Here is a 16,020-nt window from a genome sequence, read left to right on the forward strand (position 1 = left end):
TTCTCGCGTTTCTCGCGCCTTCTGACGGGGTCCTTGTCTCAAGCCAACGCGATGGACGGCGCCCGCGCCTGGGGCCGGTCTTCCCTGGAGGTGGGCCGACCGGGCCGCGCGGGCCCACCGGCCCGGCTGCGGGCAGCAAAAGGCGGCCTTTGCCTGACAGGCCGAACGAACTCAGCTGAGCGGGCGCGCACTTGGGCCGTTCGACTCGGCAGCAGGGCCCTTCGGCCTCTGTCCGTCGCGGGGACCGGCTGGGAGGTTGGATGATGAGCCCGCGACTTGGCCATGGTGAGGGCGTACACCGCCGGCGGGCTCCTGGCAGGGGATGTCGGTCCCCCCGCCGGCACCGGACCCGCCGTAGCGGCCGACGGGGGACAGCGGCTGTGTTCCCCGCCAGGTGGCGGGCCCGGTGCGTTCCGCCCGTACGAGCCGAACTCCCGAACCCGCCCCTCGACTACCGGCGGCTTCAGCCGATGTCGGCGGTGGCCAGGAACTGGGTGGCGGCGAGTTCGGCGTAGAGCGGGTCGGCGGCGACGAGTTCACGGTGGGTGCCCACGGCGCGTACCCGGCCCGCGTCCATCACGATGATCCGGTCGGCCATGGTGACGGTGGACAGCCGGTGGGCGACGACCAGCACGGTGGTGGTACGGGCCACATCGGCGACGGTGTCGCGCAGGGCCGATTCGTTGACGGCGTCGAGCTGACTGGTGGCCTCGTCGAGCAGCAGCAGCCGAGGGCGGCGCAGCAACGCGCGGGCGATCGCGACGCGTTGGCGTTCGCCGCCGGAGAGCTTGGTGCCGCGGTGGCCGACCAGGGTGTCCAGGCCCTTGGGCAGGTGGGCGACCAGGTCCTCCAGGCGGGTGGTGTCGAGCACCCGGTGCAGTTCGGCGTCGTCGGCGTCCGGGTTGCCGAGCAGCAGGTTGTCGCGCAGGGTGCCGGACAGGACGGGCGCGTCCTGCTCCACATAGCCGATGGCGGCGCGCAGTTGGGGGATGTCCCAGTGCGCGACATCGCGGCCGTCGACGGTGATCCGGCCCGCTTCGGGGTCGTAGAACCGCTCGATGAGGGAGAAGACGGTGGTCTTGCCGGCGCCGGACGGGCCGACGAAGGCGGTCATGCCGCGGGCGGGCACGGTGAACGTCACCCCGTGGTGAACGTACGGCAGATCCTCGGCGTAGCGGAACCGCACGTCGGCGAAGGCGAGTTCGGCGGGCTCGGCGCCGGGTAGAGGCAGCGGCGCCGGGTCGGCCGCGGGTTCGGCGGGCAGCGTCAGCGCCTCCTGGATGCGGGTGAGCGCCGCCGCCCCCGTCTGGTACTGGGCCACGGCGGCGACGACCTGCTGGATCGGCGACATCAGGTAGAAGACGTAGAGGAGGAAGGCGACCAGGGTGCCGATGTCGATGGCGTCGGTCGCGACTCTCGCACCGCCCACCGCGAGGACCGTGATGAACGCGATCTGCATCGACAGACCCGCGGTGTTCCCGGCCAGCGCCTCCCACTTGGCGGCCCGTACGCTCTGCCGCCAGGATTCCGTGGCGGCCCGGTGCACGACCTGTTCCTCGCGGTGTTCGGCGCCGGACGCCTTGACGGTGCGCAGCGCGCCCAGGATGCGCTCCAGTGAGGCGCCCATGACGCCCACCGCGTCCTGGGCCTTTTTGCTGGCCCGGTTGATACGGGGCACGATCACCCCGATCACGGTGCCCGCGACCAGGATCACGCCCACCGTGACGGCGAGCAGCACCGGGTCGACCACGCCCATCAGCACCAGCGTGGCGACAAGCGTGAGACCGCCGGTGCCGAGGCCGACCAGCGAGTCGGTGGTGACCGCGCGCAGCAGGGTGGTGTCGGAGGTGATCCGGGCCATCAGGTCACCGGGCTCGCTGCGGTCCACGGCGTCGATGCGCAGCCGCAGCAGGTACGACGACAGGGTGCGCCGGGCGCCGAGCACGACCGACTCGGCGGTGCGCCGCAGGACGTACGCGCCGATCGCGCCGATCGCGGCGTTGGCTATGACCAGCGCGGACATCGCGACCAGCGGTCCGGTGATCGACCGGCTGTGCGAGAGGTCGTCGATGAGAGCCCTGGCCACCAGCGGCAGGGCGAGCCCGGTGGCCCCGGTGAGCAGGGCGAGCAGCGCGCCGCCGAGCAGGGTCCAGCGATGGGGGCGTACGTAGCCGAGTAGCTGCCGCCAGGCGGGCGCGGTGGGCGGCTCGGACGGGGCGGACGGCTCGGACGGGGCAGCGGCTTCGGTGCTGGTGGCCACGTGGCGCTCCTCGGTGTGGTGGTGGGGCGGGNCTGCGTGCCGAGCAAGGCGCTGCTGCGGGTGGCCGCCGAGGTGCACGTCGCGCGCGGAGTGGACCGGTACGGTCTGGCCGCCCCGCGCGGCCCCGCCGACCTGGCCTCGGCGCTGGCCCGGGTCAAGGAGGCGATCGCGGCCATCGAGCCGCACGACTCCGCCGCGGCGCTGGCCGAGCTGGGGGTCGACGTCGCCCACGGCCCGGCCGTCTTCACCGGGCCGCGCGGATTGCGCGTCAGGGAGCGCCGGATCAGCTTCCGGTACGCGGTGGTCGCGACGGGTTCGGCCCCGGCGCTTGCCCCGGTACCGGGCCTGGCCGAGGCCGAGCCGCTGACCAGCGACACAGTGTGGGACCTGGGCGAGCTGCCGGGCCGACTGGTGGTGCTGGGCGGCGGGCCGATCGGCTGCGAGCTGGGCCAGGCCTTCGCCCGCCTCGGGTCGAAGGTCACGCTGGTGGAGGCCCTGGACCGGCTGCTGCCCCGCGAGGAGCCGCGCGCCGGGCGGCTCGTCCGGGAGCGGCTGGAGGCCGAAGGGGTCACGGTGCGCACCGGCTACCGCGCCGAACGCGTCGCGGGAGGCGCACTGCACGGACCGGGCAGCCCGATCCCGTACGACCGACTGCTCGCCGTCACCGGCCGCCGCGCCCGCACCGACGGGCTGGACGTGGAGCGGGCCGGGGTACGGCTGGACCGGCACGGGCAGATCGAGGTCGACGCCCGGCTGCGTACCGCCAACCCGCGGATCTACGCGGCCGGGGACGTCACGGGTCGGTCCGCGTTCACCCACCTGGGCGGGGTGCAGGGTTCCGCCGCGGCCGCCGAAGCGCTGCTCGGGGTGCGGCGCCGGATCGACTACGACGCGGTGCCCGCGGTGACGTACACCGATCCTGAGGTCGCCCGCGTCGGCCTGACCGCCGCCGAGGCGCGTGAGCGGTACGGCGCCGCGGTGCGGGTTCGCACGCTGGACCACGACCGGGTGGACCGGGCGGTCACCGACGGGCGCACAGACGGGTTCAGCCAGTTGGTCATCGGTCCGCGTGGCCGGATCGTGGGGGCCACTGTCGTCGCCCCGCGCGCCGGGGAGACCGTCGCCCATCTCGCGGCCGCCGTACGGCTCGGGTGGACTCCGGCGCGGTACGCCAGAACCGTGCATCCGTATCCGACCTATGCGGACGGGCCGTGGCATGCCGCGCTCGCCGACGTGTACGACCGCCTCGCGCGCGGCAGGCGCGGCACGGACAGGCTGCTCGCACTGCGCAGGCGACTTGGCCGCTGAGCACGCCCCACCGTTGTACGGAACAAGCCAAGGAGAGCACCCGCTGATGGGCATGATGGGCCTGTTGTCGACCCTGCGCTCGCTGGAGCGCGCGACCCGTCCCTACGATCCCGAGTTCACCCGCGCGATGGAACGCCGCTGGGCGGAGCTGCCGGAGGCTGCCAGAACACCGGGGCAGATCATCGGCCGGCACGGCGTCGGCTGCGAAGGCACGCACGGAGTGTTCCCCAGGTGCAACCTGAAGTGCACCCCCTGCTACCACTCGCGGGACGCCAACGCCGTACGGGTCGACGGGCCGCACACCGTCGAGCAAGTCACCGCCCAGCTGGGCCTGTTCCGGGAGCTACGCGGCCCCCGTGCCCACGCCCAGCTGATCGGCGGTGAGGTCAGTCTGCTGCCGCCCGACGACCACGCCGACGCGCTGGCCGTGATGCGAGCGCACGGCCGGGAGCCGATGAGCTTCACGCACGGCGACTTCGACGAGGAGTACCTGAGGGCGCTGGCGCTCGGCCCGGACGGCAGGCCGCGCTTCGGGCGGCTGTCGTTCGCGGCGCACTTCGACCGGTTCATGTACGGGCGGCGCGGCATCGAGCGCCCGCCGAACGAACGGGCGCTGCACCCCTACCGGGCGCGGTTCGCCGCCATGTTCGCCCGCCTCAGACGCGAGCACGGCGTGCGGTACTTCCTCGCCCACAACATGACGGTCACACCCGGCAACCTCGACGAGGTCGCCGAAGTCGTCCGGGACTGCCGGGACATGGGGTACGGCATGTTCTCCTTCCAGCCCGCCGCCTTCCTGGGCGACGAGCGCCGCTGGAAGGAGCGGTACCGCGAGGCCACCCCGGACGCGGTCTGGGCGGAGATCGAGCGCGGCGCCGGAACCCGCCTGGACTACGACGTGTTCCACAACGGCGATGTGCGCTGCAACCGCACCGCCTACGGCTTCTACCTCGGCCGCCGCTGGTACCCCTTCCTGGACGGCTCCGACCCGCGCGACCTCGCCGTCCGCGACGCCTTCTTCCGCTATCTGGGGCGGGTGAGCTTCACCGGCACCCCGCCCGGCCTGCTCGCCGCCAAGCTGGCCCGCGTCGCGCTGCGGCATCCCGGCACGGTGGTCACGGCCGTGCGCTGGCTGGCCCGTACGGTGCGCCGGGTCGGCGTCGGCAGGCTGCTGCGCCATCGCGGCCGGGTGCGCCCGGTGACGTTTGTGATGCATCTGTTCATGGACGCCGAACAGGTCGCCCCGGCCTGGGAGTTGATGCGGCGTGGCGAGACCAGCGCCGATCCGGTGCTGCGCGAGACCCAGGAGCGGCTGTCGGCGTGCCAGCACTCCATGGCCCACCCGTCGGACGGCACACTCGTACCTGCCTGTGTGCAGCACTCCGTACTCGACCCGGCCGAGAACGCGCGGCTGCGCACGCTGCTGCCGCTCGTCGAGGTCCGCACCCCGTCCACCACCCCGTCCACCCAGCAGAACGACAACGACACCCCAGGAGGTCCCCCATGCGCGTAGGCGTGATCACGGGCTCGGGCAGCTACGACTGGCCGCATCTGGAGGGGCGCGTCCAGCGCACCATCGCCACCGAGTACGGCGAGGTCGCGGTCACCGAGGGCCGCCTCAAGGGCGTCGACGTCGTCCAGCTCTCGCGGCACGGCGCCGGGCACCGGAGGTTGTCGAACCAGGTCGACCACAAGGCCAACCTGGCCGCGTTGCGGGCGGCCCAGGTGGACGCCGTCGTCGCACTCACCGTGTGCGGGACGGTCGACCCGGATATCGCCCCTGGTTCGCTGATCGTCTTCGACGACCTGCACTTTCCCGCCAACCGGCTGCCCGACGGGTCCCCGTGCACCTGGTACGACCAGCCGGGGCAGCGGGGTCGCGGCCACTGGATCTTCGACCGGCCGTTCAGCGAACCGCTGCGCCAGGCCCTGCTCACCGCGTCCGTGCAACTGGACACGCCGGTGGTCGAGTCCGGGGTGTACGGGCATGTGGACGGCCCGCGTTTCAACACCCGTACCGAGATCGCGGCGCTGAGGCAGGTGGGTGTCACCGCCGTCAGCCAGACCGCGGGTCCCGAGGTGGTACTGGCCGGGGAGGCCGAACTCCCCCTCGCGCTGGTGGGGTTCGTCACCGACTACGCCAACGGTGTGGCGCCGGAGCCAGAACCGGTCGACGCGCTGCTTGAGCGAATGGCGGCCAGCAGACAGATCTTCGCCGACCTGGCCGCTCACGCCCTGCCGGGCCTCGGCGAGGTGGGCCCGGCAGGATTCGTCTACCGGTTCGGCGAATGACGGCGGCGCGGGGGGCGAAGGTGTCGGTCGTGATGCCCGTGCTCAACGAGGAAGCCGCCGTGCACGCCGCGCTGGCCCGGCTGTGCCGGGACTTCCCCGAGTGCGAGGTGGTCGTGGTGGACGGCGGCTCCGCGGACGCCACCGTCGAACTCGCCACGCCGCATGCGAAGGTGGTGCACGGGCCACGCGGGCGCGCCCTCCAGATGAACGAGGGCGCCCGGCACTGCAACGGCGACGTGCTGTGGTTCCTGCACGCCGACACTCGGATCGACCCGGCCGCACTCGGCCAGATCCGTACCGCACTCGCGGACCCGCGCGTGGTCGGCGGCGGGCTCACCCTGCGCTTCGACCGCCGATCCCCGGGCCTCGACTATCTGGCGTACGCCTCGAACGCGCGTGCCCGCCGACTGCACCACATCTTCGGCGACCAGGCGATGTTCGTCCGCCGCGAGGTCTTCGAGGCGCTCGGCGGCTTTCCGGAACTGGCCCTCATGGAGGACCTGGAGATGTCCCGACGGCTGCACCGGCGCGGGCGTCTGGCCGTACTGCCCGCGACCTCCACGGCGTCGGCCCGGCGTCTGGTCGAGCACGGCACCTGGCGCATGATCGTCTTCATGCAGTGTCTGAAGCTGCAGTACTTCGCGGGGGTCGACCCGCGCACGATCGAGCGCCGCTATGCGGCGGGCCCGCTCCTCCCCCGCCTGCGACGACGCCGACGACCACGCGTATGACCACAGCTCGCCTACGACGATAAGGACTTCATCATGCGGATCGCCGTGTGCGGCGGCCCCTACGGCAACCCGTACGCCCTGCGGGCCTTCGTCGACGACGCGCGCGCCCGAGGGGCCGAGCGGCTGTTCTGTCTGGGCGATCTCGGCGGGTTCGGGGCCGAAGTAGACGCCCTGTGGCCCCTGTTGACCGAGAGCGGCGTGGAGTGCGTCGCGGGCAACTACGACGTGGCGATCGCCCGCGGTGACACCGACTGCGGCTGCGGCTACCGCGACCGGAGGGACAACGAGTTCGCGCAGCTCGTCTACGACCACACGCTGGCCACCACCAGCCGGGACTTCGCCGCCTGGATGGGCGAACTGCCCACGGAGCGAAGGGAGATGATCGACGGTGTCGACGTCCACCTGGTGCACGGATCGACGCTCGCGCTGAACGACTTCTGGTGGGAGTCCCTGCCGGAGGAACAACACCGGCAGCGCGTGGCGGCCTCCGGCGCGGACGTCGTCCTGTGCACCCACAGCGGCCTGCCCTGGCAGCGGCGCATCGGCGACACACTGGCCGTCAACGTCGGCGTGCTGGGCAAACCGGCCAACGACGGCACCCGGAACGTCTGGTACGCGCTCCTCGACCCGCACGCCGGTGCGGCCCACGCCGAGCTGGTACCGCTGGCCTACGACTGGCGGGCCCAGGCCGCCTCGATGCGTGCCGCGGGGCTGCCCGAGGTGTTCGTGGAGACCATCGAGACCGGCTGGTGGACCACCTGTCTGGAAGTCCTGCCGCCCGCCGAGCGCTCCCGTGGCCGCTACCATCTGTACCGCTCCACGCTGCCGACCGGCTTCCGACCGGCCGACGACGGCTGGGGCCCCGGGCGTGGCCAGGTACTTGAGGACGAGCGGCCGGTGGTGCCGCTGTTCGGCAGCCCGTACTTCCCCTCCCGGCTGTGGCTCTACTCCAACTTCCACTGCAATCTGGCCTGCGACTACTGCGCGGTCGCCTCATCGCCGGGCGCCGCCCCGCGCACCCTGGCCGCCGACACCTTCCGCGCGCTGGTCGACGAGGCCGTGGAGTGCGGCTTCACCGAACTGTACGTCACGGGCGGTGAGCCGTTCCTGCACCCCGACATCGTCCGCCTCCTCGACCATGCCTCGGCCAGGCTGCCCACGGTCGTCATGACCAACGCGATGCTGCTGCGCGGCCGCCGCGCGGCCGGGCTCGGCGAACTGGCTGACCGCAAGCTGACCGTCCAGACCTCGCTGGACGGCGCCACCCCCGCCACTCATGACCTGCACCGCGGCCGCGGCTCCTGGAAGCGCACCATCGACGGCATCGGCCAGCTGATCGAGCTCGGCCTGCCGCCGCGCGTGGCGCTCACCGAGACCCCCGAGAACAGCGGCGAGGTGCCCGCCGTCGCCGCGCTGCTGGCCGGACTCGGCCTACCCGCCGAGAACTTCGCGGTACGGCCGCTGCTGCGCCGGGGGTTCTCCGAGAGCGGTGTCGAGATCGGCGAGGACACCTCCGTGCCCGAGCTCACGGTGAGCGCCGACGGCCTGCACTGGCATCCCGCGGGCGCCGACGCCACCACCAGCCCTGACCTGCATCTCGCCGCCGCGGGCACGCCGTTGGAGGTGGGGGTGCGGCGCGTGACCGAGCGGTTCTTCGCCGCCCGGCTGTCCGACGGCAGCCTGCCGCGACCCGTGCACTGCGCGGTCTGACCACACCACGAGAGGGTTACCCACCATGTCGCCGTCACCTGTCGCGATTCTCGGGGCCGGTCCGATCGGACTGGACGCCGCGCTCGCCTGCCTGGACGCGGGGGTGCCGTGCACCGTGTACGAGGCCGGGGAGAGCGCCGGCGCGCAGGTGCGGGCCTGGGGCCATGTCCGGCTGTTCACCCCCTGGGACCTCAACGTGTCGCGCCGTATACGCGGCCATCTGAGCGCCGCCGACCACCCCGTCCCGTACGGCGACGCCTGCCCCACCGGTGCTGAACTCGTCGCGAACCTGCTGGGGCCGGTGGCCGAACTGCCCGCGCTGCGCCCGCGTATCCGCTACCGCACCCGTGTCGCCGCCGTGGCCCGCGGCGGTCTGCTCAAGCACGAGCAGATCGGCACCGGCACCCGGGCCGCCGCGCCCTTCACGCTGCTCCTGGACACCCCCGACGGTGAGGACACGGCCGAAGCGGGCCTCGTCCTGGACTGCACGGGTACGTACGCGCACCCCAACGCGCTCGGCGACGGCGGCATCCCCGCACCCGGCGAACGCGCCCTGGACGACCGGATCATCCGTACGCTCCCGGCCTTCGACGACCCGGACCGCTGGGCGGGGACCGTGCTCCTGGTCGGGGCGGGCAAGTCCGCGCAGACCGCGGCCCGCGAGCTCGCCGCGCTCCCCGTAACCCGCCTTGAGTGGGCCGTACGCGACCCCCGCCCGGACTGGGGCGCGATCCCCGACGACGCACTCCCCGGCCGTCGGGAACTCGTCTACTCCTCGCAGGCGTTGGCGGCTGGTGCGGGCGCGCGTACGACCGTGCACACCGGCGTACGGGTGCGGGCGCTGCGGCCCGACGGCGACCGCGTGCTGGTCCGGCTCGCCACCGCCGTGGGAGAGCGCGAGCTGTCCGTGGACCATGTCGTCTCACTTACCGGCTACACCGGGGACGCCACGCTCTACCGCCAACTCCAGGTCCACGAGTGCTACGCGACCGGCGCCCCGATGAACCTCTCCGCCGCGCTCCTGGCCGCATCCGGCGCGGGCGCCGACTGCCTGGCCCAGCCCGCGCCCGGGCTCGACCAACTCCGCACCCCCGAGGCGCACTTCTTCATCCTCGGCGCGAAGTCCTACGGCCGCCTGAACACCTTCCTGCTCCGGACGGGCTACGAACAGGTCGACGCGCTTTTCGCGGGTGGGTACGAGTGGGTCGCCGAGGGCGCCTAGGCGCCGCCGTCCTCTGTCAGCGCGCGGGTGCGCAGCGCCATCAGCGCGCCCGTGCGGAACCGTGGATCGGCGAGCCGGTCCCCGAAGAGGTCGTCCAGCTGCCGCAGTCTGCTCCGCGCGGTCTGCGGGTGTACGCCCAGCGCGTCCGCGACCTCGGGGGCCGTGCGGCCCCAGGACAGCAGCAGCGCCTGCAGGGTCTCGGCGAGCCGGGCAGCCTTCCCGGGTGGGAGGCCGCGCAGGCCCTCGGTGATCCGGTCGGCCATCAGCCGCCCGATGGGCGCACCGGACAGCAGCTGTACGTCGAGCAAGTGGTCGTCCACTACGAGGAGTTCGCCCCGTGGCGCGGTCAGGCTGCGCCGGTGCCTGAGGGCGATGCGCGCGCAGTACGCGGAGAGCCAGGCGTCATCGAGTGGCACCGTAGGGCCCAGCGCCGCCGGGTGGGCGCCCGCGGCGGCCCGTAGACGGTCCAGGCGGCCGCCGCCTTGCGGGTCGGGGACCAGGAACAGCAGTTCCCCACCGCGCGGCAGGGACAGGATGTCCTCGTCGAGCCCTGCTGCCAGGACATGTCCGCCGCCGCCCGCGCGCCGCATCACCAGACAGGCCAGGGTGCCGGGCAGCCGCCACTCGGCCAGCTCGGCCAGGGCGGCCAGGGGTTCGCCCCGCGGGTCGGGTGACTGCTCCAGCAGGCGGGCGGCCAGGGCGCGCCGGGTGCGTTCGGTCTGCCCGGCGGAACGGGCCCGGGCGTCGGCGTAGCCGCGTACCGCCTGTGCGGACATCGCGTCGACATGGGTCAACACGGCTTCGGTGACCGAGGGTTCGGCCTCGGCTGGCAGTGCGGCGTCCCGTGCGAGGCGGACGTAGTGGCGGCAGGCGACCCGGGCACCGACGCGGTAGGCGGCCTGAATGCCGTCCGCGGTACGGCCGCTCAGGAACTCCAGTCGGCCCAGGTGCTGGAAGTAGAGCTCGTGATGACCCTGTGGGCTGTCCGGGTTCTCGACGAGCTCCACGAACTGCCGCATGGCACGGTGCACGGCCGCCGACAGGTCCCGGCCCATGGCGGAGCCCACCGGCCGCTGGTAGACGCCCACCTCGCGGCGGATCTCGGCGAGCATCTCCGCGGCGATCTCCTCGATCCGCGGGCGCAGTACCTCGGCGAAGACCGCGGGGATCTCCCGCCAGGGCTGACGGGACAACGTACCGCCGGCGATCCGCACGGCGCCCCCCTCCATACGTAGTTACCGCAGGGTAGGCAGTCTCTGCCGAGCGGGGTGCGCGGCTCTAGTCCCGCGGCACACATCGGAGTGGCCAGAGCACTCACCTAGTTGAGCGGTGGACCTGCGGAAGTGTCACCCGCGTGCCGGTTTCCGGTGCGGGTCGCGCCTGGTCACTGGTGTGCGGCAAGCGGCTGGATCACGGTGTGACACCGGTGTTACGCACCGGTAACCCGAGCCGATCCCGTACCGCGCGAAAGGTGAGAGCCGCATGCCCGTCCGCACCCGCACCACCCGCGATTCCCGCACGGCCCGCAAGACCGGCACGACCCGCAGGCATCGAGCACGGTCGCTGCGCGGCCGCGTGGCCGCTGCGCTGACCGGAGGGGCCGTCGCGCTCGGCCTCGGCGCGTTCGGCGTCGCGTCCGCGGCGGACGCCGCCGCACCGCCCACGGCCACGTCCGCAGCGTCAGCCACCGAACAGGCGTCCGCCGAGGGGCGGGAGGGGCCGCCACAGACGTCCTTCGCCGGAGCGACGGCGTACGCACTACTCCAGCCGACGGCCGTGCCGCCCGGCGCCAACGACTGGGACTGCCGGCCCAGCGCAGAACACCCCAACCCCGTCGTCCTGGTGCACGGCACCTTCGAGAACCGCTATATGAACTGGGCGGGCCTCTCACCGAAGCTCAAGGACGAGGGCTACTGCGTCTACGCCCTCAACTACGGCGGCAAGCAAGGCTCGCTCACCCAGGGCACCGGCGACATCGCCGCGTCCGCGGCGCAGCTCTCGACCTTCGTCGACAGGGTACGGGACCGGACCGGGGCCGCCGAGGTCGATCTGGTCGGGCACTCCCAAGGCGGGATGATGCCCCGCCACTACCTCAAGAACCTCGGCGGCGCGAACAAGGTCGGCAAGCTCGTCGCCCTGACGCCCACCAACCACGGCACCTCGCTCTCCGGCTTCGGCACGCTGGCCTCGTTCGTTCCGGGCGCCGAGAAGCTGGTCGGCGCGGCCTGCCCGGCCTGTCACCAGCAGATGACCGACTCCGACTTCATCAAGGCCCTCAACGAGGGCGGCGAGACCGTTCCGGGCGTCGACTACACGGTGCTGGCCACCAGGACGGACTGGGTGGTCACCCCGTACACCTCGTCCTACCTCGCCCCGGCCGACAACGTCAGCCAGAGCAGGCTCCAGGACCACTGCCCGCTCAACCTCGCCTCGCACCTCGGCATCAGCTACGACCGGACCGCGACCCGGATCGTACTCAACGCACTCGACCCCGACCACACCAGGAAGCCCGGCTGCTGACTCGGGCCCCTCCGGGCGCCCGGCGCGGACAGCCGGGCGCCCCGATGCCGGTGGCGACCCTGCCACCGGCATTTTCCGCTGTCCTCCCAGCGATGCTTTCCGGTCGATGCGAGCCATTCCGAACGAGAATGCATAGGATATTCGTGCAGGTCAGGCGGTTGTTTCCGATTTTACTATCGCATCGTGTTCACACTCTGAACGACCGACGCACACCCCGACCACCCACTCTGAGCTGCCCGAACGTCTCTTCGCCTGCCGCTCAGCGGACGCCCGCGTCCGATAACCGACCATGAATGTGGCACTCACTCTCCGCACCCGCAAGACTCCCGTCCGCGAAGAGCACCTCAGCCCCGCACGTTCACCCGCACCCGCATCGTGCCCTCGCGTCAAAGGAGAGTTCCACGTGCGTTACGTATTGAAGACCATGGGAGTGGCTGTCGCCACAGCTGCCTGCGTCCTGGCCGGAACGGCCGGCACCGCACAAGCCGCTAACGCGACCAGCCTCTACGCCCCGTCGGACCTGGTACTCGCCATCGGACAGGGCGAGGAGGCCGCCACGATGACGGCCGACCGCGCCGTCACTCTGACCTGTGCGCCGAGACCCGGCGGCAGCCACCCCGCTGCCAGCGCCGCATGCAATGAACTGGGGGCCGCCGAGGGGAAGTTCGACCAGCTGGTCGTCTCCGCGCCGCAAGTCGCGTGCACCATGGAGTGGCGGCCGGTCGTGGTCACCGCCGACGGCTTCTGGGACGGCAGACGCGTCTCCTGGTCGACCACCTTCGCCAACCAGTGCCAGATGCGGGCGAGCCTGGCGGGGAGCAGCACGCTGACCTTCTGAAGCGTCCGTTCCGGCTGACGCATCCATGGCGGCGCATCGCGCCCAGGGAGACTCTCGGCAGCCTTTCGTGGGGGAAGGCAGCCGAGCAACGGGCCCCCGTTGTCCTGTGGTTCACGGACAACGGGGGCCTCGGGCCGTGCTGGTACTCAGTCGCCGTCAGGCCCCGTCGGCCGGGCGGCCCGGTACCTCTTCCGTCACGCCGGCCCACTCGGCCGGGCCACTGCCGTACGGACGCGTGAAGGCCTCCATGGCGTGGCCACCGGGGTCCATGAAGTAGAGGCCGCGCCCACCGTCGTTGCGGTTGATCCGGCCCGGCTGCTTGCCGTGTGGATCGGCCCAGATCGACACCTCGGCGTCGACGAGCCGGGCGAGCACGTCGTCGAACTCCTCCTCGGAGACCAGGAAGGCGTAGTGCTGCATCGGGATGTCGTGGTCGACGGTGGCGAAGTCGAGGGTGACGCCGTTGGCGGTCGTCACCGGCAGGAACACTCCCGCGGGCTCCCCGACCTTCAGACCGAGGATATGGGCCAGGAAACGGGCGGACTTCTCCCGGTCACGGGACAGAACAATGGTGTGGTTGAACTCTACTGACACGGTTGAATGCCTCCATCGGGCATATCAAACGGGCACCTCCGCGCCTCACCCAGCCGATGACCGACGTGCGATGCCGTGCCCGGGATTCTAGGAAGGGGCGCGGGCCCCGTCCAACGCTTTTCGGCCCACTTGTGTCACCACATGTGTGTCAGGCGACCGGCCCGCACACTCCCGGACCTGCCGCAGCACCCCGCCCGTGGTAACGATGAGGCATGACGAGAGGCACGCGGCCCGCCGAGTCCCAAGACGGAGTCCGGGTGCGTCGGATCTACGACGCACCCGCCCCGGACGACGGGACCCGCGTCCTGGTCGACCGGCTGTGGCCGCGCGGCATGGCCAAGGCGGACGCGCACGTCGACGTCTGGCCCAAGGCGCTCACCCCGTCGACGGAACTACGGCGCTGGTACCACGGCCCGGAGGGGACGTACGACGAGTTCCGCCGCCGCTACGAGGCCGAGCTCACCGCTCCCGCCGCCGCGCAGGCACTCGACCAGCTGCGTGAGCTCGCCGCCACGGGCCCGCTCACGCTGCTCACCGCCGCCAAGGACCCCGCCCACAGCCACACCGCCGTACTCCTGGACCAGCTGCGCCACCCGCGCCCGGCATGAAATCCGAGCGGCTCAGTGCCCGTCCTGCTTCTTCCGCTCCCGCGCCTGGGTGGCGATGACCGCGGCCTGGATGCGTCGCTCCACGCCGAGCTTGGCCAGCAGCCGGGAGATGTGGTTCTTGACGGTCTTCTCGGCGAGGTACAGCCGCTGACCGATCTGGCGGTTGGTCAGGCCCTCGCCGATCAGGGCGAGGATCTCGCGCTCGCGGTCGGTCAGGCCCGGCAGTGCGTCCGGTTCCGGTTCCTTGGTCTGCTCGCCCCGCAGACGGGCCATCAGCTTGGCGGTCGCACTGGGGTCGAGCAGGGACTGGCCCGCGCCCACCGTGCGTACGGCCGTCACCAGGTCCGAACCCTGGATCTGCTTCAGGACGTAACCGGCCGCGCCGGCCATGATCGAGTCGAGCAGCGCCTCCTCGTCGTCGAAGGAGGTCAGCATCAGGCAGGCGAGGTCGGGCATCCTCGAGCGCAGTTCCCGGCAGACGCTCACACCGTCGCCATCGGGCAGGCGTACGTCGAGCACGGCGACGTGCGGGCGCAGGGCGGGGACGCGTACCAGGGCCTGCTCGGCGTTGGCGGCCTCGCCGACCACGGTGATGTCCGGCTGGTCGTCCAGCAGGTCGTGCACCCCTCGCCGTACGACCTCGTGGTCGTCCAGCAGAAAGACCCGAAGCGGGGTCTTGGGGTCGGTCTGCTCACTGTCCGTCATCGACGGCTCCTGTCCTGCGTCGGCTGTCTCCCGCACCGGGTTCCGCCTCGCGGGCCGGACCTGGTGCTTCCCTCTCGAAGATCTTGCGCGTTTCCGGGCCGAACGGCCAGGGCCGGTCGGCCCTGCTCGCTCTGGCGTTCCCACCCCCAGGCGAACCAGGGACGTTCGGACCTGAACGGGACCATCAGCCCTCTGGAGTCGCGGGGACCTGGCCGCAAGGCTCAGTATGAGGGTCGGGGCAGTCGTCCGCGGCCCGGTGGTCGCCCACTCGACACGGAGGTCCCTTGTCATGATTCGCCCCATCACCGTTGGCCTGGACGGTTCGCTCCAGAGCTTGGCCGCCGCCGACTGGGCCGCCCGTGAGGCACAGCGTCGCGGCCTGCCGCTGCGCCTGGTGCAGGCCTGGGTCCGTCAGCCGGACGCACCCGCCTCGCCGGACCCGGAGTCCCGGCAGCACTGGGCCCTGCGCATCCTGCGGGAGGCCGAGCAGACACTGCGCGAGCGGTACCCCGAACTGACCATCGACATCGAACAGATTCCCGGCGTCGCGGCCGAGGTGCTGGTGGACCAGGCCAAGGAGTCCGAGCTGCTGGTGCTGGGTTCCAGCGGACACGGCGCCATCGCCGGATTCTTCCTCGGGTCCGTAGGACAGCAGGTGCTCGGCCGGGCGAACAGCCCGGTGGTGTCGGTGCGACCCCCCGCTGAACCGGGCGCCGAACAGGACGGCGGGGAGGTCGTGGTCGGGGTCCAGACCCCGGGCGCTCCGACCGCGCCGGTCCTGGACTTCGCCTTCAGCGCGGCCGCCGCCCGCGGGGCCACGCTGCGCGCCGTACACGCGGTGGACCTGCCGACGCCGTACGGGTACGGCCTGGTCGTGTATCCGGCCGACCTGGGGGACGGCACCCCACGGGAGGAAGAGCAGGCACTGGTCGACGCGGTCAAGCCGTGGCGCGACAAGTACCCGCAGGTCCCGGTCGTCTACACCGTCGACCTGGCCCAGGCGTCCGAAGTCATGCTCCAGGCCGCCGCGCAGGCCTCGCTGGTGGTGGTCGGCCGCAGGGTGCACCGGCCGGCGCTCGGGATGCGTATCGGGGCGATCGCCCACGCGGTACTGCACCACGCGACCGCTCCGGTCGCGGTCGTCCCGCACAAGTGAGGGCCGGTTGCCGCGCGGCTTGAGGCCGGTTTCCGCGCGGCATGAAGGCCGCATACCAGGCGGCTTGAAGGCCGAT

The 16,020-nt window shown here is 72.1% G+C and carries 14 protein-coding genes; 10 read left to right on the forward strand and 4 right to left on the reverse strand.

Annotated features, from left to right (window positions below):
* Positions 1-463 precede the first annotated feature (463 nt).
* Positions 464-2,260 (reverse strand): ABC transporter ATP-binding protein, encoded by a 1,797-nt coding sequence (locus U9R90_RS20150; RefSeq protein WP_411058044.1) that lies wholly within the window; start codon positions 2,258-2,260, stop codon positions 464-466.
* Here U9R90_RS20150 and U9R90_RS20155 point away from each other — a divergent pair, their 5' ends adjacent.
* The 6 genes from U9R90_RS20155 to U9R90_RS20180 are packed head-to-tail and all read left to right on the forward strand — an operon-like array spanning position 2,261 to position 9,523.
* Entirely contained in the window at positions 2,261-3,568 is a 1,308-nt protein-coding gene (locus U9R90_RS20155; RefSeq protein ID WP_411058045.1) for a dihydrolipoyl dehydrogenase family protein, read from the forward strand.
* A gap of 46 nt (positions 3,569-3,614) precedes the next feature.
* Positions 3,615-5,081, forward strand: a complete 1,467-nt coding sequence (locus U9R90_RS20160) for a radical SAM domain-containing protein (protein WP_411058046.1) — start codon at positions 3,615-3,617, stop codon at positions 5,079-5,081.
* Positions 5,072-5,860, forward strand: coding sequence for an MTAP family purine nucleoside phosphorylase (locus U9R90_RS20165; protein WP_411058047.1), 789 nt, complete (start codon positions 5,072-5,074; stop codon positions 5,858-5,860). The genes U9R90_RS20160 and U9R90_RS20165 overlap by 10 nt, the downstream gene beginning before the upstream one ends.
* 32 nt (positions 5,861-5,892) lie before the next feature.
* Positions 5,893-6,591 carry a TIGR04283 family arsenosugar biosynthesis glycosyltransferase gene (locus tag U9R90_RS20170; RefSeq protein WP_411058048.1) on the forward strand — a complete coding sequence of 233 codons (699 nt, stop codon included), beginning with the start codon at positions 5,893-5,895 and terminating at the stop codon, positions 6,589-6,591.
* Between the two features lie 33 nt (positions 6,592-6,624).
* Positions 6,625-8,301 carry a radical SAM protein gene (locus tag U9R90_RS20175; RefSeq protein ID WP_411058049.1) on the forward strand — a complete coding sequence of 559 codons (1,677 nt, stop codon included), beginning with the start codon at positions 6,625-6,627 and terminating at the stop codon, positions 8,299-8,301.
* A 25-nt stretch (positions 8,302-8,326) separates the two neighbouring features.
* Positions 8,327-9,523, forward strand: coding sequence for a hypothetical protein (locus U9R90_RS20180; protein WP_411058050.1), 1,197 nt, complete (start codon positions 8,327-8,329; stop codon positions 9,521-9,523).
* Here U9R90_RS20180 and U9R90_RS20185 read toward each other — a convergent pair.
* Entirely contained in the window at positions 9,520-10,737 is a 1,218-nt protein-coding gene (locus U9R90_RS20185; protein WP_411058051.1) for a helix-turn-helix domain-containing protein, read from the reverse strand. The two genes, U9R90_RS20180 and U9R90_RS20185, sit on opposite strands and share 4 nt — an antisense overlap.
* A gap of 268 nt (positions 10,738-11,005) precedes the next feature.
* Between U9R90_RS20185 and U9R90_RS20190 the strand changes: the two genes are divergently transcribed.
* Together U9R90_RS20190 and U9R90_RS20195 are read left to right on the forward strand one after the other, a co-directional pair.
* Complete coding sequence (locus tag U9R90_RS20190) at positions 11,006-12,043, forward strand: esterase/lipase family protein (protein WP_411058052.1); 1,038 nt, start codon at positions 11,006-11,008, stop codon at positions 12,041-12,043.
* Between the two features lie 403 nt (positions 12,044-12,446).
* Positions 12,447-12,881, forward strand: a complete 435-nt coding sequence (locus U9R90_RS20195) for a subtilase-type protease inhibitor (RefSeq protein WP_411058053.1) — start codon at positions 12,447-12,449, stop codon at positions 12,879-12,881.
* Between the two features lie 156 nt (positions 12,882-13,037).
* Here U9R90_RS20195 and U9R90_RS20200 read toward each other — a convergent pair whose 3' ends face one another.
* Positions 13,038-13,475 (reverse strand): VOC family protein, encoded by a 438-nt coding sequence (locus U9R90_RS20200; protein ID WP_411058054.1) that lies wholly within the window; start codon positions 13,473-13,475, stop codon positions 13,038-13,040.
* 212 nt (positions 13,476-13,687) lie between these two features.
* Between U9R90_RS20200 and U9R90_RS20205 the strand changes: the two genes are divergently transcribed.
* A complete protein-coding gene (locus U9R90_RS20205; protein WP_411058055.1) occupies positions 13,688-14,083 on the forward strand; it encodes a DUF488 domain-containing protein in 396 nt (131 codons plus the stop codon).
* 12 nt (positions 14,084-14,095) lie between these two features.
* On the opposite strand, the gene U9R90_RS20210 is transcribed toward U9R90_RS20205, so the two are convergent.
* Positions 14,096-14,788, reverse strand: coding sequence for a response regulator (locus U9R90_RS20210; RefSeq protein WP_411058056.1), 693 nt, complete (start codon positions 14,786-14,788; stop codon positions 14,096-14,098).
* A gap of 289 nt (positions 14,789-15,077) precedes the next feature.
* Here U9R90_RS20210 and U9R90_RS20215 point away from each other — a divergent pair, with 289 nt between their 5' ends.
* The gene (locus U9R90_RS20215; protein WP_411058057.1) at positions 15,078-15,944 is read left to right on the forward strand and encodes a universal stress protein; all 867 of its coding nucleotides are present in this window, start codon (positions 15,078-15,080) and stop codon (positions 15,942-15,944) included.
* Positions 15,945-16,020: the final 76 nt, after the last annotated feature.

The sequence above is a fragment of the Streptomyces sp. E11-3 genome, from assembly GCF_046540415.1.
In the GTDB taxonomy this organism is placed as follows: domain Bacteria; phylum Actinomycetota; class Actinomycetes; order Streptomycetales; family Streptomycetaceae; genus Streptomyces.

What these genes read in the sequence shown, in the direction of transcription:
- U9R90_RS20160 (WP_411058046.1), top strand. Translation starts at nt 3,615, where the DNA reads ATGGGCATGATGGGCCTGTTGTCGACCCTGCGCTCGCTGGAGCGCGCG.
- U9R90_RS20215 (WP_411058057.1), top strand. Translation starts at nt 15,078, where the DNA reads ATGATTCGCCCCATCACCGTTGGCCTGGACGGTTCGCTCCAGAGCTTG.
- U9R90_RS20175 (WP_411058049.1), top strand. Translation starts at nt 6,625, where the DNA reads ATGCGGATCGCCGTGTGCGGCGGCCCCTACGGCAACCCGTACGCCCTG.
- U9R90_RS20210 (WP_411058056.1), bottom strand. Translation starts at nt 14,788, where the DNA reads ATGACGGACAGTGAGCAGACCGACCCCAAGACCCCGCTTCGGGTCTTT.
- U9R90_RS20170 (WP_411058048.1), top strand. Translation starts at nt 5,893, where the DNA reads ATGCCCGTGCTCAACGAGGAAGCCGCCGTGCACGCCGCGCTGGCCCGG.
- U9R90_RS20190 (WP_411058052.1), top strand. Translation starts at nt 11,006, where the DNA reads ATGCCCGTCCGCACCCGCACCACCCGCGATTCCCGCACGGCCCGCAAG.
- U9R90_RS20205 (WP_411058055.1), top strand. Translation starts at nt 13,688, where the DNA reads ATGACGAGAGGCACGCGGCCCGCCGAGTCCCAAGACGGAGTCCGGGTG.
- U9R90_RS20180 (WP_411058050.1), top strand. Translation starts at nt 8,327, where the DNA reads ATGTCGCCGTCACCTGTCGCGATTCTCGGGGCCGGTCCGATCGGACTG.
- U9R90_RS20165 (WP_411058047.1), top strand. Translation starts at nt 5,072, where the DNA reads ATGCGCGTAGGCGTGATCACGGGCTCGGGCAGCTACGACTGGCCGCAT.